General features: G+C 69.3%; 23 protein-coding genes and 3 pseudogenes. 12 read left to right on the top strand and 14 right to left on the bottom strand.

Features of this window, described 5'->3' with window-relative positions; genetic code table 11:
- The first annotated feature begins 104 nt into the window (after positions 1-104).
- Positions 105-644: a murein hydrolase activator EnvC family protein gene (locus P5G46_RS02035; protein WP_408904874.1), complete on the top strand. Its 540-nt coding sequence runs from the start codon at positions 105-107 to the stop codon at positions 642-644.
- Positions 645-680: 36 nt separating this feature from the next.
- Here P5G46_RS02035 and P5G46_RS02040 read toward each other — a convergent pair whose 3' ends face one another.
- From P5G46_RS02040 to P5G46_RS02050, 3 genes and pseudogenes are all read right to left on the bottom strand, one after another.
- Positions 681-1,376, bottom strand: a complete 696-nt coding sequence (locus tag P5G46_RS02040) for a DUF3060 domain-containing protein (protein WP_408904875.1) — start codon at positions 1,374-1,376, stop codon at positions 681-683.
- 194 nt (positions 1,377-1,570) lie between these two features.
- Complete coding sequence (locus P5G46_RS02045) at positions 1,571-2,473, bottom strand: tyrosine recombinase XerC (RefSeq protein ID WP_408904876.1); 903 nt, start codon at positions 2,471-2,473, stop codon at positions 1,571-1,573.
- 87 nt (positions 2,474-2,560) lie between these two features.
- Positions 2,561-3,307, bottom strand: a pseudogene (locus tag P5G46_RS02050) (DNA-processing protein DprA); the annotation flags it as partial.
- 163 nt (positions 3,308-3,470) lie between these two features.
- Between P5G46_RS02050 and P5G46_RS02055 the strand changes: the two are divergent.
- The 7 genes from P5G46_RS02055 to P5G46_RS02085 all read left to right on the top strand — a co-directional run bounded on the left by P5G46_RS02055 (position 3,471) and on the right by P5G46_RS02085 (position 9,869).
- Entirely contained in the window at positions 3,471-4,583 is a 1,113-nt protein-coding gene (locus P5G46_RS02055; protein WP_408904877.1) for a tyrosine-type recombinase/integrase, read from the top strand.
- Positions 4,583-4,933, top strand: coding sequence for a helix-turn-helix domain-containing protein (locus tag P5G46_RS02060; RefSeq protein WP_344069021.1), 351 nt, complete (start codon positions 4,583-4,585; stop codon positions 4,931-4,933). The genes P5G46_RS02055 and P5G46_RS02060 overlap by 1 nt, the downstream gene beginning before the upstream one ends.
- Positions 4,926-7,475: a hypothetical protein gene (locus tag P5G46_RS02065; protein ID WP_344069019.1), complete on the top strand. Its 2,550-nt coding sequence runs from the start codon at positions 4,926-4,928 to the stop codon at positions 7,473-7,475. Before P5G46_RS02060 ends, P5G46_RS02065 begins: the two co-directional genes overlap by 8 nt.
- Positions 7,476-7,501: 26 nt before the next feature.
- Positions 7,502-7,888: a hypothetical protein gene (locus P5G46_RS02070; RefSeq protein ID WP_344069016.1), complete on the top strand. Its 387-nt coding sequence runs from the start codon at positions 7,502-7,504 to the stop codon at positions 7,886-7,888.
- Positions 7,889-7,894: 6 nt separating this feature from the next.
- The gene (locus P5G46_RS02075) at positions 7,895-8,644 is read left to right on the top strand and encodes a hypothetical protein (RefSeq protein WP_344069013.1); all 750 of its coding nucleotides are present in this window, start codon (positions 7,895-7,897) and stop codon (positions 8,642-8,644) included.
- The gene (locus P5G46_RS02080) at positions 8,644-8,811 is read left to right on the top strand and encodes a hypothetical protein (RefSeq protein ID WP_408904878.1); all 168 of its coding nucleotides are present in this window, start codon (positions 8,644-8,646) and stop codon (positions 8,809-8,811) included. Before P5G46_RS02075 ends, P5G46_RS02080 begins: the two co-directional genes overlap by 1 nt.
- Positions 8,812-8,873: 62 nt before the next feature.
- Positions 8,874-9,869, top strand: coding sequence for a hypothetical protein (locus tag P5G46_RS02085; RefSeq protein ID WP_408904879.1), 996 nt, complete (start codon positions 8,874-8,876; stop codon positions 9,867-9,869).
- On the opposite strand, the gene P5G46_RS02090 is transcribed toward P5G46_RS02085, so the two are convergent.
- The gene (locus P5G46_RS02090) at positions 9,866-10,219 is read right to left on the bottom strand and encodes a metalloregulator ArsR/SmtB family transcription factor (RefSeq protein WP_408904880.1); all 354 of its coding nucleotides are present in this window, start codon (positions 10,217-10,219) and stop codon (positions 9,866-9,868) included. The genes P5G46_RS02085 and P5G46_RS02090 overlap by 4 nt on opposite strands.
- An 88-nt stretch (positions 10,220-10,307) precedes the next feature.
- On the opposite strand from P5G46_RS02090, the gene P5G46_RS02095 reads away from it, so the two are divergent.
- The 3 genes and pseudogenes from P5G46_RS02095 to P5G46_RS02105 all read left to right on the top strand — a co-directional run.
- Entirely contained in the window at positions 10,308-11,627 is a 1,320-nt protein-coding gene (locus P5G46_RS02095) for an FAD-dependent oxidoreductase (RefSeq protein ID WP_408904881.1), read from the top strand.
- 14 nt (positions 11,628-11,641) lie between these two features.
- Positions 11,642-12,133 carry a GNAT family N-acetyltransferase gene (locus P5G46_RS02100; RefSeq protein WP_408905267.1) on the top strand — a complete coding sequence of 164 codons (492 nt, stop codon included), beginning with the start codon at positions 11,642-11,644 and terminating at the stop codon, positions 12,131-12,133.
- A 49-nt stretch (positions 12,134-12,182) separates the two neighbouring features.
- Positions 12,183-12,293 (top strand): annotated as a pseudogene (locus P5G46_RS02105) (hypothetical protein); the annotation flags it as partial.
- A 57-nt stretch (positions 12,294-12,350) separates the two neighbouring features.
- Here the strand turns inward: P5G46_RS02105 and ffh are convergent.
- Positions 12,351-13,427, bottom strand: a pseudogene (gene ffh / locus P5G46_RS02110) (signal recognition particle protein); the annotation flags it as partial.
- A gap of 88 nt (positions 13,428-13,515) precedes the next feature.
- On the opposite strand from ffh, the gene P5G46_RS02115 reads away from it, so the two are divergent.
- Positions 13,516-14,034: a gamma carbonic anhydrase family protein gene (locus tag P5G46_RS02115; RefSeq protein ID WP_228178109.1), complete on the top strand. Its 519-nt coding sequence runs from the start codon at positions 13,516-13,518 to the stop codon at positions 14,032-14,034.
- A 15-nt stretch (positions 14,035-14,049) separates the two neighbouring features.
- Here P5G46_RS02115 and P5G46_RS02120 read toward each other — a convergent pair whose 3' ends face one another.
- From P5G46_RS02120 to add, 9 genes are all read right to left on the bottom strand, one after another.
- Positions 14,050-14,766 carry an alpha/beta fold hydrolase gene (locus P5G46_RS02120; RefSeq protein WP_408904882.1) on the bottom strand — a complete coding sequence of 239 codons (717 nt, stop codon included), beginning with the start codon at positions 14,764-14,766 and terminating at the stop codon, positions 14,050-14,052.
- Positions 14,735-16,501, bottom strand: a complete 1,767-nt coding sequence (atzF, locus tag P5G46_RS02125; protein ID WP_286932984.1) for an allophanate hydrolase — start codon at positions 16,499-16,501, stop codon at positions 14,735-14,737. The genes P5G46_RS02120 and atzF overlap by 32 nt, the downstream gene beginning before the upstream one ends.
- Positions 16,498-17,202 carry a biuret amidohydrolase gene (gene biuH, locus P5G46_RS02130; RefSeq protein WP_228178108.1) on the bottom strand — a complete coding sequence of 235 codons (705 nt, stop codon included), beginning with the start codon at positions 17,200-17,202 and terminating at the stop codon, positions 16,498-16,500. Before biuH (P5G46_RS02130) ends, atzF begins: the two co-directional genes overlap by 4 nt.
- The gene (locus P5G46_RS02135; RefSeq protein WP_195691667.1) at positions 17,199-18,218 is read right to left on the bottom strand and encodes a ring-opening amidohydrolase; all 1,020 of its coding nucleotides are present in this window, start codon (positions 18,216-18,218) and stop codon (positions 17,199-17,201) included. Before P5G46_RS02135 ends, biuH (P5G46_RS02130) begins: the two co-directional genes overlap by 4 nt.
- The gene (biuH, locus tag P5G46_RS02140) at positions 18,218-18,961 is read right to left on the bottom strand and encodes a biuret amidohydrolase (protein ID WP_330169682.1); all 744 of its coding nucleotides are present in this window, start codon (positions 18,959-18,961) and stop codon (positions 18,218-18,220) included. The genes P5G46_RS02135 and biuH (P5G46_RS02140) overlap by 1 nt, the downstream gene beginning before the upstream one ends.
- Positions 18,962-19,022: 61 nt before the next feature.
- Entirely contained in the window at positions 19,023-19,664 is a 642-nt protein-coding gene (locus P5G46_RS02145; protein ID WP_195691669.1) for a GntR family transcriptional regulator, read from the bottom strand.
- 49 nt (positions 19,665-19,713) lie between these two features.
- Entirely contained in the window at positions 19,714-20,529 is an 816-nt protein-coding gene (locus tag P5G46_RS02150; RefSeq protein ID WP_228178107.1) for an ABC transporter ATP-binding protein, read from the bottom strand.
- A complete protein-coding gene (locus P5G46_RS02155) occupies positions 20,526-21,938 on the bottom strand; it encodes an amidohydrolase family protein (RefSeq protein WP_195691670.1) in 1,413 nt (470 codons plus the stop codon). Before P5G46_RS02155 ends, P5G46_RS02150 begins: the two co-directional genes overlap by 4 nt.
- Complete coding sequence (gene add, locus P5G46_RS02160; RefSeq protein ID WP_228178106.1) at positions 21,935-22,963, bottom strand: adenosine deaminase; 1,029 nt, start codon at positions 22,961-22,963, stop codon at positions 21,935-21,937. The genes P5G46_RS02155 and add overlap by 4 nt, the downstream gene beginning before the upstream one ends.
- Positions 22,964-22,965 lie beyond the last annotated feature (2 nt).

Raw genomic sequence — 22,965 nt, forward strand, 5'->3', positions numbered from 1 at the left:
CAGCATACAGGACCGCTCCTCCCCACGAGGGCGGAACGCAGCTGTCCGCACGGATCGGCGTGAACCGGCTGCGCGGCGGTCACCCTCGCAGGCACCATCGGCGCATGACATCGGTCGCGCACCGCTCTTCGTCGTCATGGGACACGCGGAGAGCCTCCACCCTGATGGTGGTGACGGCGCTCTTCATGGTGGCCGCCCTCGTTCCCGCACCCTCGGTGGCGGACGAGGCGGATCCCCTGCCCGGTCGGGGGTGGGTCTGGCCCGTGGAGGTGGTTCAGATCGTACGCGCGTTCGAGGCCCCCGCCCATCGATATGCACCGGGCCATCGGGGAATCGACCTCGGCTCGGTCGTGCGCGTGCGGTCCCCTGCGGCAGGGACCGTCGCGTTCGCCGGACCGGTCGCCGGACGACCGGTGGTGACGATCGACCACGGTGACGGCCTCGTGACCACGCTCGAGCCGGTGACTACGGATCTCCACGCCGGCGATCCCGTGGCTCGCGGTGCCGCGGTGGGCGAGATCTCCGAGGGAGGACACACCGCTCCCGAGACGGTGCACTTCGGTGTGCGGTGGCAGGGCGAGTATGTCAACCCGCTCCGGTTGCTCGGCGGGGTGCCGCGGGCTGTTCTCCTGCCGTGCTGCTGACTCGCCGGCGGACGCCGGTCGGGTTCGTCGCGCCCGTCATCCCACGCTGTTGCCGCGTCCTTCGATGGTGCTGTCGCCGACGCCCCCGGTCGCGGTGAGGGTGCTGTCCTGACCGCGGACGAGAACGGAATCAAGCCGGCCACCGATGGTGACGGTTGCCCGGTCGCCGCTGATCTCGAGCCGCCCGATCGCGCCAGCGGTCGTGAGGGCGGTGTCGTTGCCCTGGATGATGACGGTGTCCGCCGATGCGGTTGTGACCCGGATACGGTCTCCGGACATGACGAGCGAGCCGATGGTCGCGTTGCTCGCGTCGACCGTCAGCGCCGACCCGGAGACGGACAGTTCCGCACAGGTGCCCTCGACTCGCACCGTCTTCTCGGCACCGGAGACGGATGCCGAGCCGCCCTCCGCGCAGATGGAAGCTGCCCCGTCCGGAGACGTCGCCGGAGGCGCCGGGGCGGGAGGGCTTCCTTGCTCTGTCGGCGAGGGCGAGGAGGGCGAGGGCGTGAACGATGGAGTCGCCGCGGTGGGAGAAGCCGAGGTCGCCGGCGGCGGGAGACGCGTGATGAGCGGGCCCGGTGCCGCGCTGCAGCCCGCGAGCACCGCGAGGCCGACGAGCAGCCCGCACGATGAGGCGACGAGTCGAGGGCGGCGATTCACGAGGCCACCGTACGGCGCCGGATCGCTCGACGCCAAGACGACGAGCGCGGGGAAAAGGGACGGTGCGCTCACGCCCGGGGAGCCACGTTGCCGGGACGACCCGTGCACACACGCCCGGAGAGGAACGCTGCGGGACGGCCCGCGCGCTCACGCCCGGAGAGGAACGCTGCGGGGACGAACCGCGCGCTCACGCCCGCGGAGGAACGCTGCGGGGACGAACCGCGCGCTCACGCCCGCGGGTGAACGTTGCGGGACGGCCCGCGCGCTCACGCCCGCGGGTGAGCGAGCCGGTAGGCCTCGCGCAGACGCTCCGCGGAGACGTGAGTGTAGATCTGGGTCGTACCGAGACTGGCGTGCCCGAGGATCTCCTGCACCGAGCGCAGATCCGCACCGCCGTCGAGAAGGTGGGTCGCCACCGAGTGGCGAAGCGCGTGCGGGCCCAACGATTCCGCCCCCACCGTCGGCGCCACGACGCGGGACACGAGGGCGTGCACCGCCCGGGGACCGAGCCGCCCGCCCCGAACGCCGAAGAAAACGGCGCTCGCCGCGCTCTCGCCGCGCCGGGCGAGGGCGGGTCGGCCCCGGACCAGGTAGGCGTTCAGAGCGCGAGCCGCCGGCACGCCGTACGGCACCACTCGTTCCCTGTCGCCCTTGCCGTGCAGGCGCAGGGTGCGGCGGTCGTGGTCGACATCGTCGATGTCGAGGTCGCAGATCTCCGAGACGCGGGCACCCGTGCCGTACAGCAATTCGAGGAGCGCATGGTCGCGGAGGGCAACGGCTTCGCCCGTCCTCGCCTCGGCCTCCGCTGCCGCGAGCACATCGTCGAGCGCGGGTGCCGTGACGACCGTGGGGAGCGTGCGTCCGCGTTTGGGCGCGACGAGGCGACCGCTCGGGTCGGCGTCGATGAGGCCTTCCTCCCGCGCCCACCGGAAGAAGCCCTTCACAGCAGAGGTCCGGCGGGCGGCCGTGGCCTTGCTGAGCCCGTTGGTCGTGGCATCCCACTGCCATTCCCGTAGGGCCTCGACGTCGAGGTCTCGGATGTCCGGGTCGCCGGACACGCGGACGAGGTGTGCGAGGTCGGATCGATAACCTCGAACCGTCGCCGGCGAGAGACGGCGCACGTCGGCAAGGTGGCTCAGGTAGCCCTCGATCGCCTCGGAGATACGCACACATCAAGAATGTGCTCTCGGACCGGTCCTGAACCGTATGGCGCGCTTGCCGCCAGTGGATCGGCGCTCCCGGACCTTCCTTCGGCCTCACCTTCCTCGCTTCACCGACCGCCACAGGCCGTCCTCTCCGCGCGCGGCGCGCCCGTCGAGTTGCGCGAGACCCAGGAGCGCCTGCGCGTCGGCATACGCGAAGCCTGCGCGACGCGCGACGTCCTCGGCGTCCCGTCCGACCCGTGAGGACAGAGCGTCGAGGAGGCGGCTGGTTTCGTCCGTGCGCCCGTCGACTGCCGGCGGTGCGGCCACGGGGCCACCCAGCATCTCGCGCACGTCCGCGGCCGAGGTCACGCACACCCCGTCGAATTCGCGGAGCACACGATGACTTCCTGCCGAGGCGGCGCTCGTCACCGGCCCCGGCACGGCGCCGAGCGCACGGCCGAGCTGGGCGGCGTGCGCAGCGGTGTTGAGCGAGCCGCTCCGGTGCCCCGCCTCGACAACGATGACGGCGTCCGCCAGCGCCGCGATGAGGCGGTTGCGCGACAGGAAGCGCCACTTCGTCGGCGCAGCGCCACACGGGGTCTCACTGACCACCGCACCCGACTTCGCGATAGACGCGAGCAAGCTCTCGTGTCCGCGGGGATAGGCGCGGTCCACACCCCCGGCGAGGAAAGCAATGGTGCGCCCCTCGGTGGAGAGCGCCGCCCGGTGCGCCGCGCCATCGATGCCGTACGCCGCCCCGGACACCACGACGACGCCCGAGGCAGCCAATTCGGCAGCCAGGTCGGCGGCGACAGCCTCGCCGTAGGGCGTCGCCGCCCGAGCCCCGACGATCGCCACAACCACGCCCTTTTGCGTCTAACGCAGGTTCGGGTGGCGTTCTAGGTGTCGCTGATCGTACAGGAGGGGTCCGGGGCACCTGGTGATAGTGCGGATCGAGTTGCGCTCGTACCGAGCGTTCGCGTTAGATGCATAATGTCTGCGTTTGATGGGAGCTATTCGGGTGGTTTCGGGGCCGGTGGCGCACGGTGTTGCGGGGTTATATCTGGCCTCGGGTGTCTCGTTCCTGCGCGCGGAAGAGAGCGTCTTCGAGGCGATGATGACGGGGTGGCGTGCGCAGCTGCTGGGCGGCCGCGCGCTGGGCGAGGACTACGTGACCGCGTCGGCTCGGGCGGTGCGGCAGTTCCACGCGCACGCGGGATCGTGGCCGTGGCTGTGGTCGGCGGGGCTGTTCGATGAGTGGATGCTGGACCTGGTATCGGTGCGGCAGTTGGCGCCGTCGACGATCCGCAGCTACCAGCAGGCGGTGCGGCAGTTCTGCGACTATCTGACCTCGGAGCATTACGGCTGGGTCGCCGAATGCGAGCAGCGGTTCGGGACGCACCCGGTGCAGGTCTGCCACGACTGGAACACGACCCGGCATCTGCAGGACTACGAGGGCCATCCCGGCCGGCGTCCGTTGACCCGGGACGAGCTGCAGGCGCTGTTCGATCGCGCCGATGAGGAGGTCGAGCGGTGCCTGGCGAGCGGCCGCAAGGGGGCGTTGCCGGCGTATCGGGATGCGGTGCTGCTGCGGGTGACCTACGCGTGGGGGCTGCGGGCGAACGAGGCCGTTCATCTGGACGTGACCGACTTCTACCGCAACGCACACGCGCCGGAGTTCGGCGAGTTCGGGATGCTGCACGTCCGCTTCGGGAAGGCGTCCAAGGGCGGTCCACCGAAGCGCCGCTCGGTGGTCACGCTGCGGGATTGGGCAGTGGAGGCGGTGCAGGACTATCTGGAGAACGTCTGGCCGTTGATGCGGCCGGATGGCGAGCGGGCGCTGTGGTTCTCGGAGCGAGGCACGAGGCTGCGCACCCGGGAGCTGTCGGACCGGTTCGCGGCCTACCGGGATGATCTCGGGCTGGATCGGGTGTTGTCGCCGCACGCGTTGCGGCACAGCTACACGACGCATCTGATCGAGGAAGGCGTGGATCCGGTGTTCGTGCAACGCCAGCTCGGGCATCAGCACCAGTCGACGACGTCGATCTACACCGGGGTCAGCGGGGACTTCGCGAACAAGATGATGCGGGATGCGTTGCAGCGGCTGCGGCCGCGGGAGGAAGGAGCGGTCTGATGAAGGTGATCGGGTATGAGTGGCGGCTGCGGGAGGTGATGGCCGCGTCGGGGATCTTCGCGACCTCGAGGCTGGTGCCGCTGCTGCGGGAGCGCGGGATCGAGTTGTCGGCGAGCCAGATCTACCGGCTGGCGACGGAGAAGCCGGAGCGGCTGAACATGCACGTGCTGGTCGCGCTGATGGACATCTTCGAGTGCAGCGCCGACGACCTGGTCCGCAAGGTCGACCTGGGCGCATCGGCGGCCGCGACGGGCACCGACGGCGAGGACCACTCGGCAAGCGGCGCGGCGACGCTGCGGGAGAAGGGCCTGCGTCCGCCGCGGGCACGCGTGCTTCCCACCGATGGGTGACGATGTCCGCGGCGACCTGGTCGCGGTCATTGCCGAGGTGGAGACAACCGTCCCGCGAGATGTCGTCCGCCAGATCGTGGATCGCATCATCGTCCAGGAACCCGCAGGGCGGCGGCTGCTCGCACAGCTGCGCGCTGACCCAGGGATGCTGACGGCGGGATCGTCGAGGATCCCGCGACAGTTGGATCGCATCCTGCTGGAGCTTGCCGCCGCCGGCGGAAGCATCGTTCGCCCGCCGGGTTGCGCGCGCTGCAGCCGGGTCGTGCTGCTGAACTGCCGGGACGGTGAGGATCGGATCTGCGAGGCCTGCGGCCGGGCCCGGCTGGACGTGATGATCGACTGCGTCGAGTGCGAACGGCCTGGGCAGCGTCGGCATGCGCAGGTGGCCGACCGGGCCTACTGCCGGTCCTGCTGGACGGCGCTGCAGGAGGTCGCGGACGAGCGGCTGGACCGGTTCGTCGCCGACCACATCCCGGGCGGGACGCTCCACATGATGCTGACGGCGACCGAGGGGATGAAGGCGGATCGCACACTGCGGCTGGCATTGGAATGCGAGCTGTTCGGCGTCGGATGGATCGCCGACCCTCCGGCGGCGTCGGTGTTGTTCGCGAGCTTTTGCGAGCGGCTGCGTGAGCTCGGCGCCGATCTGCCGACGCTGTCCTGCGGGCATTGCGGGAGGGTCGGGAGGCTCCCGGACCGGCTCGAGGGGCGGATCTGCTGCGGCGCCTGCTACAAGGCGGCGCACCGCGCGGTCTGCGACGGATGCGGCAGCACCGCCCACTTGGAGCTGCGGCTCGCGAACGGGGACCGGCTCTGCCAGGCCTGCACGAACCAGCTGCCGGAGTCCTCGGCGACCTGCATCGGCTGCCGGAACCATCGGCTGATCGCGGTGCGCACCCCGGACGGGCCGATGTGTTCCAGTTGCCGCGCCGCGCCGGGCGCCGATATCTGCACGGTCTGCGGCACCTCGGGCCGGTGCCGGTTCCCCGGCACCGAGAAGGCGGTCTGCTTGCGCTGCTACGCCGCCGCGCGCGTGGACGTCTGTCATCGTTGCGGGAAGGAACGGGAGTGCCGGTTTGCGGGCACGGCGAAGGCGATCTGCACGACGTGCGCCCTGCTGCGCAAGCCGTGCTCGGTCTGCGCCCGGGTGGTGCTCCCGATCCGGCACACCCCGGACGGAGAGCCGCTCTGCTGGCACTGCGCCCCGCACATCCTGGAGGCCTGCATCGGCTGCGGCCGCGACGCCCGGGTCAGCGCCCGCACCGATCAGGGCCCGCTCTGCCAGCGCTGCGCCAGGACCAGCCCGCTGATGTTCCGCGACTGCCGACGCTGCGGGACGCACGGCCGGCTGCATCACCGCCGCTGGTGTGATCGCTGCTACGCCCACGACAAGATCCGCGAACTGCTGCCCGACGATGTCGTGGCGGCCGATCCGATCCTCGCCGCCTTGCGGGACCGGTTCCTGGCCGCGGACGAACGGCGCACCCTCGATGCGTTCCGCCGCAACGTGACGGTCGCGAAGTTGCGTGACGCGCTGCGCAGCGCGGATCCGCTGAGCCACGAACTGCTGGACCGGCTGGGCACGCCGGGATCGACCGCGCCCGTCCGCGCGCTGCTGGTCGAGCATGGCCTGCTGCCAGCGCGGGACGAGCAGCTGGTCCGGTTCGAGGCGTGGTGCCGGGAGAAGTCGGAGGCGATCGCGGACCCCGATCATCGCCGCCTGTTCGACCGGTTCGTCCGGTGGCGTCATCTGCGGCAGCTGCGCGAGCAGCACAACTCCGTCGGGCGCCGGCAATCCGACGGGCGACGGCAGGAACTGACCCAGGTCCTCAGCCTGCTGGACTGGCTCACCGCACGCTCGGAGTCCGTGACGATGCTGGATCAGGCGCGGCTGGATCTCTGGCTGCTCGAGAGGCCGAGGGCTGCACGCCGCGTCGCGGCGTTCCTGGAATGGGCCGCCCGCAACGGCACCTGCCCCCGCCTGCAGGTGGTTCCGCTGACCCGCACCGCGAACACCCCGACCGGCGCGAGCGTCGACGAACGCTGGGAGCTGCTGGGCCGGGTGCTCACCGCGCACGACGGCGACCCGCGGACCCGGCTGGCAGGCGCCCTGCTGCTGCTGTTCGGAATCCCGGTCGCCCGACTGCACTTGCTGCGCGTCACCGACATCACCGCTGCCGACCCGGTCACGATCCGTCTGGGCGCCGACCCGTTGGAGCTTCCCGCGGAGATCGGGCAGCTCGCGATCGCCGCCCGCGAGCACCGCGACGCGCCGCGGCTTCTCACCGACGCCGGAGAAGCGGACTGGCTGTTCCCCGGCCAGCATCACGGCGCACCGCTATCCCGCGACTCCCTCACCGACCGGCTGGCCAGGTTCGGCATCCGCGCCCGGCATGCCCGCGCCGGCGCGCTGGCCTCCCTCGCCCAGCAGCTGCCCGCGCCGGTGATCGCGCGGCTGACCGGACTGCACATCGTCGCCGCGACCCGCTGGGCGGAGGCGGTCACGGCCAGCAACGCCCGCTACAGCGTGCTCACCCGCTGATCCGCGGCCGCGGCAGACTCGAGGGCATGAACGATGAGCTTCCCCCGCAGATCCAGGCGATCGCCGACCGCACCGCGGACGGCTGGGCGCCGGCCATCGACGTCGGCCCGGGATGGTTGGATCTGCTCGCCCGGCTGGACCAGCGGCTCGCGGAGATCTCGCCCGGCTATCTCGTCGAGCAATGCAAGACGAAGTTCGGCACCCTCCGCTACTACGCGCGCCCCGAAGAGGACGACCACATCGACGCGGCCGGGTTCGCGGCCGCCATCCGGGAAGCCGAGGACGACAGCGCCACCGTCTGCGAGGACTGCGGCCAGCCGGCCGGGCAGGTCACGATCCGAGGGTGGGTCTGGACCCTCTGCCCCGTCCACGTGCAGCAGCGGGCGAACCCGTCCGGCATGTCGGCCAGGTGATCCATCATGGATGACATGACCAATCTGGATGCACTGATCCCGCCGCACGAACCGGCCGAGGACACCCTGGCGTTCGCGGGCAAGGCCGCGCTCTCCATGGTTCCCGTGGTGGGCCCGCTGGCCGCCGAGACCCTCGCGCACGCGCTGGAGAGTCGGCAGGCCGAGCGGCAGCACGAGTTCAACGTCGCGATCGCGCGGGCCCTCACCGACGCGACCTCGCGGCTGGATGAGGCGGCGACGATCGAGGACATCGTCGGATCGGACGAGTTCATCGCCGCTGTCACCCGAGCGCAGCGCGCCGCGGCCGAGACCGCGAGCCGGCAGAAGCGGCAACGGCTGGCCGCGGCGGTCGCCAACGGCGGCTCGTGGGCGCCGTTCTCGGCCAGTGAGCGTGAGCAGTTCACCCGACTGGTCGACGAGTTCGACCAGCTGCACGTCTGGCTGCTGCACTACTTCACCGACCCCACCGGCTGGCTGCAGTCCCGCGGCCTCTACGCCCAGCACGCGAACCTGATGATGGGCGGCATCGACGGGCCGTTGGGCACCGCGCTCGGCGTCCCGCAGAAGGTCTGGAGCGGCCCGGTCGGTCAAGCCGCCGCGGACCTGGACCGCGCGGGCCTGGCCTCCATCCCGCTGACCACGATGATGACCCCGCAGGGCATCTTCGCGCCGCGCACTTCGCAGAAAGGCAAGCGGTTCCTCGCGTTCATCAACGAGCCCGACTCCCTGGCCGCGGACCCGCCCGCCTCCCTGTGATGACGACCGGGCCGATCGAGGCCGACGGGCTCCCGCCCGGCCGGAACTGCCCGGCCTGCGGCGAACCGCTCGAGCCCGGTCACATCGACGACACGCTGCAGCTGGTCTGGCTCTGCCCCTCGCGCGGCCTCATCGACCGCACCATCGACCCGCTGCGCGGCGCCTGATACCCGGCGGCGCTGGCGCCGCGGCGGCAGTGATGTCGTCGGCCTCGTCTATGGTGACGGTGATGACCGACGCACCCGCCCCACCGATCAACATCGCCCTCGACGGATTCGCCGAGGGCGACGATCCGGAGCTTGCTGGCGCGTTGTCGTTCATGATCGAGCAGCAGGGACTGCTGCAGACCCTGGTGACAGGGATCGTCGAGTTGGTCCCGGACACCACGCGGTGGCGGTTGACGCTCACCGGCGACATGATCTCGACCGTGAACCGGGTCACCGAGCGCGCCGACGACAACCCCTACACCACCGACCGCGGCGCCGGCCACGCCGGGGCGATCACCCTGCCGCACGACGACGGCACGTTCGACATCGTGGTCTCCGTCGACGTGCTGTTCGCCACCCGGGAGGACGTCGGATCCGTCGAGGCCCTGGTCGCGCACGTGATCGCCGCGGCCGAGCACCTGAGCCGGCACGAGGCCGGACACGCCGCGCTGCGGCTGCGCGGCGAGGACGCCGACGCCTACCAGGACGTCCAGGGCCTGAGCAACAGCGACGCCGCCTGCCGCAAGCCGCTGGCCGCGCACGTCGACGACAACCGCATCGAGCAATACACCGCCCTCCACGCCCCCTCGCCGCTGCACCATGTCGACCACCTCACGGACGCGATCGCGCACCTGCGCGCGGAGCTCAACGAGGCCAAGCGCACCTGGCGGGCCGATATCGGCGCGGCCGCCTACCGCACCCTGACCGCCGCGAACGGCCTGGTCCGCGTGCTCGCCTACCTCGCCCCCGAGCTCGGCCTTGACGAGAACGGCACACCGCGCCGCCCGGACCCGCTGCCGGACGGCTGGGCCGACTACGTCGAGGACAGCTGGGACGCCTGGAGCCTGACCTTCCACCGGCTCCGCCCAGTCGACGAGCCCATGACCACCGATCAGATCGGCGCGGTCCTGGCCGACCTCTGCCGGCTCATGAACGCCTGGATGCGCTCGATCGGCGTCGACTGGGGCCTCACCGACGACGACCAGGAATACATCTTCTGGGAGAAGGACCGCTACTAGGCGGACACCAGCAGCCCGGAGACCTGCTGCAGCGCGTCCGGGACGAGCCGATAATACGCCCACGTTCCGCGCTTGGAGCGGGTGAGGAACCCGGCCTCGGTGAGCACCTTGAGGTGATGGGACACGGTCGGCTGGGACAGCCCGATCGGGTCGATCAGGTCGCACACGCACGCCTCCTGATCCTCGGAGGAGGCGACAATCGACAGCAGCCGCAACCGGGCCGGATCGGCCAGGGCCTTCAAGGTCACGGCGAGCTGCTCCGCATCCGTCTGCCCGATCGGCTCGCGCACCAGCGGAGCGCAGCACGCCACCGCGGAACTGACGTCGGTGACCTCGAGCCTCGTGACCATGCATCGACACTAGTCGATATTGACAGGTTTCGATACATGTGGTGATACTGAGCATCGACGTTCATCAATATCCTTTGGAGGCGGTCTCATGACCCTGCTCGATCTCACCCCGCGCACCGCGACGAGCGATCGTCTGGCAACGCTACCGGTGGTGATCATCGGCGCCGGACCGATCGGCCTGGCCGCCGCGGCGAACCTCGTGGAGCGGGGCATCGACTTCACCATCCTGGAGGCCGGCGACCGCATCGCATCCTCGGTCCGGCTCTGGGGTCACACGAGGTTGTTCTCCCCGTGGCGGCACCTGATCGACCCTCCCTCCCGCCGCTTGCTCGACGCCGCCGGCTGGACCGCACCGACCGACGAGGGCCGGGCGCCAACGGGCCACGAGCTGGTTGACGACTACCTCGCGCCGCTGGCGGGGCTGCCCGAGATCGGGTCGCGGATCCGGTTCGGCACCCGGGTGGTCGCGGTGACCCGGGACGGGATGGACCGCACTCGCACCGCCGGCCGCGCGACCACCCCGTTCCTGCTGCGCCTCGAAGCGCCGGACGGGACCGTCGAGGAGATCACCGGCCGGGCGGTGATCGACGCGTCCGGCACCTACACCACCCCCAACCCGCTCGCCTCGACCGGGCTGGACCCGATCGGCGCGACCGACATCGACGACCTGATCCTGCACGCCCTCCCGGACGTCCTCGGCACCGACCGCTCCTCGTTCGCCGGGAAGCACACCGTCGTGGTCGGCGCCGGGCACTCCGCCGCGAACACGCTGATCGGCCTCGCCCAGCTGCCCAAGGACGAGCTGGGCACGCGGGTGACCTGGCTGATCCGCAACCCCTCTGCGATCCGGGTCTCCTCGTCGCCGGACGACGAGCTCGCCGACCGCGCGAAGCTCGGCTCCCGCGTCGACCAGCTCGTCCACACCGGCCAGATCACCCTGGTCGACTCATTCGAGATCTCCCGCCTGCAGCCCCACGACGACGGCGTTCGTCTCGTCGGGCGGCGTCGCGGTGAGGAGGCGTTCCTGGATGCGGATGTCGTGGTGAACGCGACAGGGTTCCGTCCTGACCTGTCGATGCTGCGGGAGGTCCGCCTCGAGCTGGACGACATCGTCGAAGCCCCCAGGCGGTTGGCACCGCTGATCGACCCGAACCTGCACTCCTGCGGCACGGTCGCCCCGCACGGGTTCGCCGAACTGCGCCACCCCGAGCCGGGATTCTTCCTGGTCGGGATGAAGTCCTACGGAAGAGCCCCGACGTTCCTGCTGGCCACCGGCTACGAGCAGGTCCGCTCCATCGCCGCCTGGCTGGATGGCGACATGCCCGCCGCCACCGAGGTCCAGCTCACGTTGCCGGCCACCGGGGTCTGCTCCACCGACCTCAGCAGCGGGAACTCGTGCTGCTCGTGACCACGATCCGGGCGATGACGGCGGCGGACTGGCCGCAGGTCGAGGCGATCTTCGCCGCCGGCATTGCCGCCGGTGAAGCGACTTTCGAGACCACCACGCCGTCCTGGGAGCAGTTCGACGCCGGCAAGATCCCCGACGCCCGCCTCGTTGCCGTCGACGACACCGGGACGGTGATCGGCTGGGCCGCTGCGTCGCCGGTGTCGTCGCGGGAGGTCTATCGCGGGGTGATCGAGCACTCCGTCTACGTCCACCCAGGCCACCACGGCCACGGCATCGGGCGACAGTTGCTCGAGGCGTTCATCGCCGCGGCCGAGGACGCCGGCTACTGGATGATCCAGTCCAGCATCTTCCCGGAGAACACCGCCAGCCTGCGGCTGCACGACCAGGCCGGCTTCCGCGTCGTCGGCCGCCGCGAACGGATCGCCCGCTCCCAGCTCGGCCCGCACGCCGGCCAATGGCGCGACACCGTGCTGATCGAGCGCCGCTCCACCCGCAACGGCACCTGACCGCCGCTTTATCGGGCTCGAGTCCGCTCCCGAGGATAGACTGCGGTCTATGGATTCGGTGGTGGAGGCTCCCGCGCTGGCGGTGCTCGCCGACCCCACTCGCGCGCGGATCGTCCAGCTGATCCGCGACGCCGACGGCGGACGGGCGATGGTGAGCCGGCTCGCCGAGCAGCTCGGGCTGCGCCAGCCCACCGTCAGCCACCACATGGCCGCGGGCGCCGGGCAGCATCCCGAGCATGCCCTTGATCGAGCCCATGTTGCGCAGCTGCTGCATCTGCTTGAGGAAGTCGTCGAGGGTGAAACTGTCGGTCGCGAACTTCTCGGCGACCTTCGCCGCCTCCTCCTCGTCGAACGCGGCCTGCGCCTGCTCGATGAGGGTGAGGATGTCGCCGAGGTCGAGGATGCGCGACGCCATGCGGTCGGGATGGAAGGGCTCGAAGTCGTCGAGGCCCTCACCCGTCGAGGCGAACATGATCGGCCGACCCGTGACCGAGGCGACCGAGAGCGCCGCGCCACCGCGCGCGTCGCCGTCGAGCTTGGAGAGCACGACTCCGGTGAAGTCGACGCCGTCGAGGAACGCGCGCGCCGTCGTGACGGCGTCTTGGCCGATCATCGCGTCGATGACGAAGAGCACCTCGTCGGGGTCGACGGCCGTGCGGATGTCGGACGCCTGCTTCATCAGCTCCGCGTCGATGCCGAGTCGGCCCGCGGTGTCGACGATGACGGTGTCGTACTGCTTGCGCTCCGCCTCCTTGACGCCGTCCTTGGCGACCTTGACGGGGTTGCCGACGCCGTTGCCGGGCTCGGGCGCGAAGACGGGAACGCCGGCCTGCTCGCCGACCACCTGCAGCTGGGTGACCGCGTTGGGGCGCTGGAGGTCGCTCGCGACGAGGAGCGGGGTGTGCCCCTCCTTCTTGAGCCACTTCGCGAGCTTGCCCGCGAGGGTCGTCTTACCGGCACCCTGCAGGCCCGCGAGCATGATGACCGTCGGCGGCTTCTTCGCGAAGTCGAGGCGCCGCTGCTGACCGCCGAGGATGCCGATGAGCTCCTCGTTGACGATCTGCACGACCTGCTGGGCGGGGTTGAGCGCCTTGTTGACCTCGTCGGAGAGGGCGCGCTCGCGCACGGCGCCGGTGAACTCCTTGACGACCTCGAGGGCGACATCCGCGTCGAGAAGAGCGCGCCGGATCTCCCGCACCGTGCCGTCGACGTCCGCGGGTGTGAGCTTGCCCTTGGTGCGGAGGTTCTTGAAGGTCGCGGTGAGGCGATCGGAGAGCGAGGAGAAGGCGGCCATGTCGCGAACAGTTTAGGTGCGGATGCCGCCAGCGGGCTCAGCGGGTCGCGGCCCCGGCCGCGCTGACGATGATGGCTAGGCTGGCGGAATGCCGGTCATCCTCCCCTTCGACGGGCACGAGCCCGACATCTCCGCCGACGCCTGGGTCGCCCCGAACGCGTCCGTGATCGGCAAGGTGCGCATCGCTGCAGATGCCAACGTCTGGTTCGGCGCGGTGCTGCGCGGCGACATCGACGAGATCGTGCTCGGCGAACGCAGCAACCTCCAAGACAACGCGGTGATCCACACCGAGGCGGGCAACCCGACGATCATCGGCGCCGACGTCAGCATCGGCCACGCCGCCGTCGTGCACGGCTGCGTCGTCGAAGACGGATGCCTCATCGGCATGAACGCGACCGTGCTGAACGGCGCCGTCATCGGCGCGAACTCGCTCGTCGCCGCGGGGGCGGTGGTGCTCGAGGGAACCGTCGTTCCGCCGCGATCGCTCGTCGCGGGCATCCCCGGCAAGGTGCGGCGGGAGCTCACCGACGAGGAGGTCGCCGGGCTGCTCGGCAACTCCGCGCGCTATGTGCCGCGGTCGAAGATCTACCGCGCGGCCGAGGTCTAGAAGACCGCCGCGAGGTCACCACCAGAACCTCGCCCACCCCGAACCTCCGTCATCGATCCCCGGATGCCCGGGCGCATCCAATCCGGCGACCTCGCGCACCAGGGCGGCCAGCCTCGCGGGCTGCTCGTATGTGACGAAGTGCCGGGAGCCTTCGATGGTGCGAGTCTCGTAGCCCAGCCGCCGCAGCTCTCTCGCAACATGGTGCCTGGGCGCAGCCGACCGAGACCCCGTCGTGACCACGCATCGGGGTCCCCCGACCGGTCGACGTCGAGGCTGAAAGCTGCGGAACATGGCGATCTCCTTCGCCGTCGTCGCGTCGACGTCTCCGTGGTCATCGAGCAGGTCGACCGACCACCTCCTGCCATAGAGCGCCTTACCCACCGCTGTCGTCCCGCCACGGCGAAAGGCCTCGGCGGTCGGGGAGAGAAGGTCCGGCACCAGGTTCCCCGCCGCCGGCTCATGGAGGACGAATCCATGGCACGCGGCACCCATGCCCGCGAGCGCGAGACCGAGGGTTGCCCCGCCTGACATCCCCACGATGACCGCGCCCGCCGCATACTCGGCCAGCCACTCGATCTCGTCCTCCAACCGACCGGTCTTCGGGCGACGAAGCGCCCGGAGCTGTGGAATCAAGCGCTTCAGAGGATCCCAGACGGCAGGTGAGGCCGCGACCCCGTGAACCGCGAGGATCGGGACGTCGTCAGCTGGCATCGGCCGCCCTGTTGAGATCATCGGCCGCCGCGGCCATATACGAGCGCCACCCGCCGTACGCGGTGATGTCACGCGCTCCCTCGAGCGCCGTCGGATCGCAGACGAATCCGTGGACGGCGGTGCCGTCGTCGAGCTCGAGCGTGCCGATCGCCAACGGTGCACTCACACCGCGGAGAAAGGACCCGACGGTAGCAGTCGGAAGCCGATAGACCTCGACCTCGATACGAGCGCCTTCTCGTAGATCGGTCACCAGCCCGGGACGTCGCGGCTCGTCGCCGGGGAGCGCGTAGAGCCGGTACCGGGGTGCGGTCATCGTGCGCCGGCTCAGGAGCCCGCCGCGATCGGTGATTTGGTGATGAAGTCCGAACCCCTCGAGATGGGCGCCGACGACGGCGACCTCCATCAGCGAGTCCTGGTCGACCGCATCCGCGAGCGCCGACGCCAGCCCTGCGAGTTCCTGGTCGGCACCGGAAGGCCCATGAAGGGTGACACCGAAGGGGACGTGCGCCGCCGTACTCCCCGCCGGGACCGCGATGGCGCACATGTCGAGCAGGTTGGTAAAGGTCGTGTAGGTACCCAATTGCGCGTTGAGTTCGACGGGGTCAGCGCGCATCTGCTCGACCGTGTAGGTCTTCGTCACCGTGGGAGTGAGCAGAGCATCGACCGAACGGAGGATGTCATCCGCCTCCCGCCGCAACTCCCACACGCGGTGCATACTCGACCAGACCTGTGCGGCCGACATCGCACCGGCGCCCGCCAAGATCTGGCGCACGACCGGGTCGACGTCGTCTCGGTCCTCCTCGAGCGCGACAGAGACGGCGGTCGCGCGCTCAGCAAGCCACGCACCGCCATACAGGTGACGACCTGCCTCGAGAAGCGGGGTGTAGTCGATCTCAACCAGTTCGGCTCCGGCTCGGACGAGGTCGGCACGGACCCGACTCCACGCGTCCTCCTCGCCACGCTCGCCCCATCCGGCGACAACCTCAGGCACGCCCAGGCGGACTCCGGCGAGCGAGACCGAAGCAACCCGGGCGGAAGGAACCGGGAGCGGGCGCGACCAGGGGTCCTGATCATCGAAGCCGGCGATCACCTGAGCCACGATGGCTGCGTCGGCAACCGAGTTCGCCATCACCGAAACGCAATCGAGCGACCGGCACGCCGGCACGACACCGCGAGTGCTGACAAGGCCCACACTCGGCTTGAGACCGACGACCCCGTTCAACGCCGCGGGAACGCGCCCGGACCCCGCGGTATCGGTCGCCAGAGAAAACGCAACCAGGCCCGCCGCAACAGCTACCGCGGATCCTGATGACGACCCGCCGGAGATGAGGGAGCTATCGTGGGCCGAGGAGGGCGTCCCGTAAGGAGAACGGGTACCGTTCAGACCGGTAGCGAACTGGTCCAGGTTGGTCTTGCCGACGAGGATCGCGCCTGCCGCGATCAGGTCGCGAACCACGGGTGCCGACTGCTGGGGGCTGTAGGCGAAAGACGGGCACGCCGCCGTCGTCGCCCACCCCTCGACGTCCATGTTGTCTTTGACCGCGAAGGGGATGCCCCAGAGCGGAAGACGATCGCGATCGGCAGGATCGAGTGCTTCAGCATCTCGGACGAGTCGATCGGAGACCGAGATCCAGACTCCGTCACGTCCTCGCGCATCGATCGCAGCCAGAGTGCGCTCCGCCACATCGCGAGGTGTGCAGGTTCCCCGCCGGTACGCGGAGTGGAGGCGGGCGATCTCCATGCGAGGAGAGATCACCGCGCGGATCCCTTACCGAACGCGTCATCCAGCGCCGACGACTCCGCGACCGCACCGAAAACACCCCCCTGCATGGTGATCATCTTCAGCGCCGCCTCGTAGTTTCCGTGATCGGTGGCGCCTGTGCAGTCACTGAGCAGAAGGCACTCGTAGCCGCGATCGTTCGCCTCCCGCATCGTCGTGTGCACGCAGACGTCGGTTGTGATCCCCGTCAGAATCAGATGAGTGATCCCCCGAGTGCGCAAGATCACGTCGAGATCGGTTCCGTAGAACGCCCCCTTGCCAGGCTTGTCGATGACGATCTCGCCCACGAGAGGTGCCACTTCGGGCACAATCTGCCACCCGGGTTCCCCGCGTACGAGGATGCGTCCTCCCGGTCCTGACGACCCGATCTCGGCACCGATCTGCTGCGAGCGCCAGAGTTTGTTGGGCGGGCAGTCCGAGAGATCCGCCCGATGACCCTCGCGAGTATGGATCACCTGGAGGCCTGCCGCGCGAGCGGAACCGAGGATCCGCGCTGTGGGCGCGAGTCCGCGTCGGGTGAGTGTGAGGTCGTACCCCATGCGGTCGACGTAGCCACCGACCCCGCAGAAGTCCACCTGCCAGTCGATACACAGGAGCGCGGTCGACTGGGCGGAGAACGTTCCGTCGAACGGCCACGCGTACGGTGTGGCCGCTACCGGCCCGAATCTGCTCGTCATCGCCTCGTCTCACCTCCGCCCGTGGGTTCCTGCCACACCACCGTCACCGGACCTCCTCCAGGTGGCCCTTGGTTCTCGGCGCCTCCGGAGACGTAGATCGATGTGCGCCCGAACACCCCCGCTAGAAGGCCTCCTACGGCCGCGCGCGCGTGTCGTGTCGACGAGAGGTCGGTGTCGGTGAGCATCGTGTGCCGTAACCCTCGGATCCGCCCGTCCGGACTCGCCTCGGCCTTCGCGAAGACCTGCACGATGGTGCCGCCGGCGGCTCGGATGCGATCGCGGAGCGCGACGATCTCCTCCACGTCGATCGCGTCGTGCATGACCACCGTCTCAGCGTTCAGCTGTCCGCCGGGGTCGAGTCGAGACCCGAACGCCAGCACGAGGCACCGGTCGAGCTCGATACCGGCGGAAGCCGAAGCGACCGCCGACCAGACAGAAGGATCGCCTGCGAGGCCTTGGTCCGCTTCGACTCCGCCGATCTCTCCGCACGCGAGCGCGACGCCCAGCGAGCTAGCCGCTCGGGATCGCGCCATCGATAGGTAGGGATCATCCGTCACGGCCCCGCCTCTCGCTGACACGATCTGCTCGGTCGTCAGCAAAGGGCATTTCACGAGCACCATGTGGGCGTTGCGTGGATCAAAGCCTCCGTTGCGGCACGCTTCGAGCGTCGCCGCAGCGACCGCGTCGACCTGCTCTCGGCGCCCGAGCCCTTCGACAGATAACCGAGGGGTCTGCGCGAACCCCGCCGCAAGTCGCCCGTTGCCTGATGTCGAACCCTCCGAAACCACGGTGACATGCGGGCTGAGGACTCCCTCAGTGCCGCCCGACATGACGGTCAACGCCGGTTCCGAGAGCCCCTCGGTCCAGGCGCGAGTCGCGAGAGCCCGGCTGAAGTCGTTAACGCCGCCGTTCCCCTCCGTCTTTCCGATGACGGCAAGGACCCTTCGCCCGAACACCCTGTCGACCGGGGCGTCGTCGGGGGCAGCAACCGGCACGACCGTCAGATCGACATACATCAGCGCGTCCGGTCGTCGGCCGGGAGCGATTCCGCACCCAGCGCGGCGAGGACGGAGTCCGATGAAGCGACAGCCGCGAACAAGCCGCCCTGCATCGTGAGGATCTCGATCGTCTGCAAGTGCCGGGCGCGATCGGTCGCGGCCGTGCAATCCGACAGCACGAGTACCTCGAACCCGCGATCGTTGGCCTCCCTGATTGTGGTCGACACGCAGACATCGGTGGTCAACCCCGTGATCAGCAGATCGGTAATCCCCGCCATGCGCAGAATGTGCTCGAGGTCGGTGGCGTAGAACGCACCTTTGCCGGGCTTGTCGATGACCGTCTCACCCGCAAGCGGGGCCAACTCGGGGATGATCTCCCACCCAGCCTCGCCTCGAATCAGCACGCGTCCCAGAGGCCCGACGGACCCGATCTCGACCCCCTGACTGGCGGAACGCCACCTCTTGGTGTCGGGCAGATCAGAGAGATCGGGGCGGTGCCCTTCTCGCGTGTGGATCACCGTCAGCCCGAGTTCGCGCGCCCGCCCAAGCACTCTTTGGGTGGGTTCTATCGCCGCACGGGTCAGGCTGATGTCATAGCCCAGCGAATCAATGAATCCACCGCTGCCGCAGAAGTCGACCTGCCAGTCGATGCAGAGCAGAGCCGTGCGCGTGAGATCGAGTTGACCGTGCCACGGCCAGGCATAGGGATCCGCCTGGATCGCCTGCGGTGTTGTCGTGGTCACTATGACTCCCTTGCTCACCTCGATCGTATACGACCTACCGGAGAGGGCCGGCGTCGGAGTGTTACCGCCGTGTTAAACCTCAGCGACGGATGAGCTCGTCGAAGAACGCAAGGTCGCCGAGGACGTGCTCGCGCATGAGATGAGCCGCGGCCTCCTCGCCGCCGAGAATCGACGCGCAGATGTCGCGATGCTCATCCCACGACCCGGCAGCGCGCGCAGCCAGCTCCGCTCCGAATATCCAACTGAGGCGGCTGCGCAGCGTCCTCAGCATCTCGACGAGTTCTCGATTTCCGGAAGCAATCGCCACCGTGTCGTGGAATCGCTCCACCAGCTCCGAATGGCGCTCGGGTTCGGTCACCGGGTCGAGGGTGCTGCCCTCTTCTGTAAGAGATCGAAGTTCGCGTGCCATCGCCCCTCCGTGGGCAGCCGCGGCAAGCCGCGCCGCCATCGCCTCGAGTTCGGCGCGGATCGCGATGAGCTCGCGGGTGCCCGATGACTCGGGCTGGGCGACTATTGCACCCTTGTATTTGCGCAACTCGAGAAAGCGCTGCTGCTCCAGCACCTGAAAGGCCTCGCGCACGGGTACTCGGGAGACGTCGAAATCGGAAGCAATCTCCTCCTCGCGAAGCCGGCTGCCGGGAACGTACGAGCCATCGATGATCCGTCCCCGGATCGCGGCGGCAATCACGTCGCGCAGGGGAAGCCCAGCACGAGAAGCCATGCTCCTCACTCTAGGGACCAACCCCGCCAGATGCCGAGTTCCGGTCGCCTCAGCTGGATGCTCCCCCGCTTGCGGACGATTCCGCCTCCGTCGCGTCCAGTCGCGCGTTCAGCCCGTCGACGATGCGATGCAAGCGATCATCCCGCAGCAGATCCGGCTCACGGGGTCGCTCGAACCCCACTTCGACGACATCGGCGACCTGCGCCGGTCTGGCGCTCAGCACGACGACTCGGTCGGCGAGGAACACCGCCTCCTCGACGCTGTGCGTGACGAGGAGCGTCGTGATGCGCAACCGCGTCCACACCGCCTGCAGCTCCACATTGAGTCGTCGTCGCGTCACCGCGTCGAGCGCTCCGAACGGCTCGTCCAGAAGCAGAACGGAGGGATCCAGAGCCAGAGCCCGCGCGATCGAGACTCGTTGACGCATCCCGCCGGAAAGCTGGGACGGGCGCGCATCGGCGAAGCCCCGGAGTCCGACCAAGTCGATCAGATCATCTACCTGGTGCCGATCGACGTCACGGCCCGCGACTCGGAAAGGGAGCTCAATGTTCTTGCGCACCGTCAACCACGGCAGCAGTGCGTGGTCCTGGAACGCGACACCCAGGCGATGATCGCGCGCGAGGACTCGCGGATGCTCACCGGCGATCGTCACGGACCCCGAAGTCGGCTCGTCAAGTCCGGCAATCATCCGCAAGATCGTCGACTTCCCCGAGCCCGACGGGCCGATGAGCGCGACGAACTCCCCCTCGGCGATCTCCAGGTCTACCCGCTTGATCGCCTGGACCGACGCTCCGCGCTTCAGCCGGAACGACTTCGAGACCGCCTCGACCCGCACGCTGCGCCCGAGAGGCGCGCCGGCGTTCATCGGCCCACCTGGAGTCGTGCGCGGTCCGCGATGCCGCGGGAACGCTCCGAGGCCTCCCGCACCAGGGCCGCGAGGTCGCCGTCAGCGCCAAGGAAGGTAGGAACGCCGCGTTCGACGACGACCCGACCGTCGACTATCACGGTACGTACCGCGACCGTGGGTTGCAAGAATACGAGCGCCGCGTACAAGTCGGCCGCGGGCGTCATCCGCGGCTCCTCCAGATCAAGGATGACGAGGTCGGCGCGCTTGCCGACCTCGATCGATCCGATCAGGTCATCCATACCCAGAACCCGCGCTCCCTCGATCGTTGCCATTTCCACGACCCGCTGCGGACTGATCGCCCCCGGGTCACGACTCACCGCGCGGTGCAGGAGCGCCAGGAGCTTCATCGAACCGAAGAGATCGACCGCATCCGAGCAGTTCGCATCGTCCGTGCCGATCCCCATCGGGATGCCCGCCCGGAGCATTCGCGGAACCGGCGCGACCCCGGCGCCTAGAAAGGCGTTGCTCGCCGGCTGCGTCGATACCCGGGTGCCCGATTCTGCGAGCAACCGGATCTCACGATCGGAGACGTCGATGCAGTGCGCCGCGAGCAACCTCTCATCGAGCGCACCGACGCTGTCGAGATACTCGACCGCGCCCATCATGTGCTGCACGCGCTCCCGCTCGTCCTCGGCGACGTGCATCGTCCACATGGTTCCGCGCTCGCGCGCGATCTGTCGGCTCCGCTGCAGGGCGCGTCGGGAGACGATTCCGGGGATCGCCGGCGACGGCCACACTCGGATCCGACCCTCACCGGCCCTGTCGTACCTCCGCACGATCTCATCGAGGTCGGCCAAGACGCGATCGGTGTCGACGAAGATGTCGCTGTCCGGAACGTCCGGGGCCTTCGCACGGACCGCGCCGAGATAATCCTCGAAACCCGGCGCAGGCTGGTCGGCGAACATGCGAGCGTATACAGCGCGGATGCCGCTCTCGACGAGGGCCTCGACAGTGCTCGCCGCGGTGGAGACCATGGAACGCGTTCCAGCATCCTCGTTGTCAACGATCGTCGTCACACCGTTCATCAACGCCTCCGTCGCGAACAGCAAGGTCGCGCACCGGATGTCGTCGTTCTCGTACACGCTCAGGCCCGGGTACAGCACGTTGTAGAGCCACTCGTAGAGTGGCCGATCGTGGGAGTAGCCGCCGCGAAGCAGGATCTGCGGCACATGGGTGTGCGCGTTCACGAGTCCCGGGATCACCGCGCGCCCCGCCGCCTCGATCACCCGCGAGCCGACGGGAATCTCGACGTTCGATCCCACTGCGACGATCTCGCCGTCCTCGACCAACACGGTCGCCCGCTCGAGGTCGCGGCGCTCATCGTCCATCGTCAGCACTCGCGCGTCAACGATCGCCACCGCGCTCATGCCCGCGCCTCCTCGCCGGCTGCCACCGCATCGAGCTCCGCGAGCAGCGCGCTACGACGGTCATCGTCGCAGAAGGCCGACTCGATCGATGTTCGCGCGATGGCGAGAAGGTCATCGCGCTGCCAGCCGAACGCCCGCGCGGTCGCGGCGTACTCCTGGTCGAGAATCGATCCCAGGGCAGTGCCGTCGTCGGTGTTGAGGCTGATCCGCACCCCGGCTTGCCGCAACTCCTCGACTGGATGCGCGGCCCGGCTCTCGGTAAATCCAAGAGCGACGTTCGACCCCGGGCAGATGCCGAGCGGGATGCCTCGGTCGGCGATCTCGGCGACCAGCGCCGGTTCCTCGATCGCGCGGAAGCCGTGATCGATACGATCGGCCATCAGGAGGTCGATCGCATCGCGGACACCCTCGGGACCACTGGACTCCCCTGCGTGAACGGTCCGGTAAATGCCACGGGATGCCGCGCGGCGGAAAGTGTCGGCGAACCTTGCGGACACACGCCCGGCAACCGCTTCGTCGCCGTCGATCGACAGGGCGACCACCCGCGGATGGTCCCGCTCCAGCATCCAATCCAGCAGTTCATCGGCCTCAGCGGCGGATTGCTGGCGCAACAAGCTCAGGCACAGGCCAGTCGACGGGAGTCCGTCCTGTTCCGCCTCTCGCCATCCGGCGTCGAGGGCGTCGACGAGTCCCGCGATATTTCCGCGCCAGGCCTCCCAGTGGGTCGGGTTGATGATCACGTCGGTGTAGCGGATGCCGCTGGCCGCCTGCCTCTGGGCGAACCGATAGGCGACGGATGCCGCGTCGTCGGCGGTCCTGACCAGCGACGCACCCCAGTCGAGGAACTGGAGAAATTCGGTGAGTCCGTCGAAATCGAAGAGCTGCTCGGCCGGTCGGCGAAGGGGCACCCCGTACTTGCCGGCCAGTCGCATCAGCTCCTCCCGGTCGATGCATCCGTCCAGGTGCACGTGGACCTCGGCTTTGGGTACCGTCCGTACCCAAGCCTCGTCGATGTTGTCGTTCACGA

Source organism: Microbacterium mcarthurae (genome assembly GCF_046064585.1).
In the GTDB taxonomy this organism is placed as follows: Bacteria; Actinomycetota; Actinomycetes; order Actinomycetales; family Microbacteriaceae; genus Microbacterium; species Microbacterium mcarthurae.

Bases quoted from the DNA above. Each gene is read 5' to 3' on its own strand.
- P5G46_RS02090 (WP_408904880.1), bottom strand. From the start codon at position 10,219: ATGGTCACGAGGCTCGAGGTCACCGACGTCAGTTCCGCGGTGGCGTGC.
- P5G46_RS02150 (WP_228178107.1), bottom strand. From the start codon at position 20,529: ATGAACGCCGGCGCGCCTCTCGGGCGCAGCGTGCGGGTCGAGGCGGTC.
- P5G46_RS02065 (WP_344069019.1), top strand. From the start codon at position 4,926: ATGGGTGACGATGTCCGCGGCGACCTGGTCGCGGTCATTGCCGAGGTG.
- P5G46_RS02095 (WP_408904881.1), top strand. From the start codon at position 10,308: ATGACCCTGCTCGATCTCACCCCGCGCACCGCGACGAGCGATCGTCTG.
- P5G46_RS02120 (WP_408904882.1), bottom strand. From the start codon at position 14,766: ATGATCTCAACAGGGCGGCCGATGCCAGCTGACGACGTCCCGATCCTC.
- P5G46_RS02080 (WP_408904878.1), top strand. From the start codon at position 8,644: ATGACGACCGGGCCGATCGAGGCCGACGGGCTCCCGCCCGGCCGGAAC.
- P5G46_RS02100 (WP_408905267.1), top strand. From the start codon at position 11,642: ATGACGGCGGCGGACTGGCCGCAGGTCGAGGCGATCTTCGCCGCCGGC.
- P5G46_RS02115 (WP_228178109.1), top strand. From the start codon at position 13,516: ATGCCGGTCATCCTCCCCTTCGACGGGCACGAGCCCGACATCTCCGCC.
- P5G46_RS02075 (WP_344069013.1), top strand. From the start codon at position 7,895: ATGGATGACATGACCAATCTGGATGCACTGATCCCGCCGCACGAACCG.
- P5G46_RS02155 (WP_195691670.1), bottom strand. From the start codon at position 21,938: ATGAGCGCGGTGGCGATCGTTGACGCGCGAGTGCTGACGATGGACGAT.
- P5G46_RS02085 (WP_408904879.1), top strand. From the start codon at position 8,874: ATGACCGACGCACCCGCCCCACCGATCAACATCGCCCTCGACGGATTC.
- P5G46_RS02070 (WP_344069016.1), top strand. From the start codon at position 7,502: ATGAACGATGAGCTTCCCCCGCAGATCCAGGCGATCGCCGACCGCACC.
- biuH (WP_228178108.1), bottom strand. From the start codon at position 17,202: ATGACGAGCAGATTCGGGCCGGTAGCGGCCACACCGTACGCGTGGCCG.
- P5G46_RS02035 (WP_408904874.1), top strand. From the start codon at position 105: ATGACATCGGTCGCGCACCGCTCTTCGTCGTCATGGGACACGCGGAGA.
- P5G46_RS02145 (WP_195691669.1), bottom strand. From the start codon at position 19,664: ATGGCTTCTCGTGCTGGGCTTCCCCTGCGCGACGTGATTGCCGCCGCG.
- P5G46_RS02135 (WP_195691667.1), bottom strand. From the start codon at position 18,218: ATGTATGTCGATCTGACGGTCGTGCCGGTTGCTGCCCCCGACGACGCC.
- P5G46_RS02060 (WP_344069021.1), top strand. From the start codon at position 4,583: ATGAAGGTGATCGGGTATGAGTGGCGGCTGCGGGAGGTGATGGCCGCG.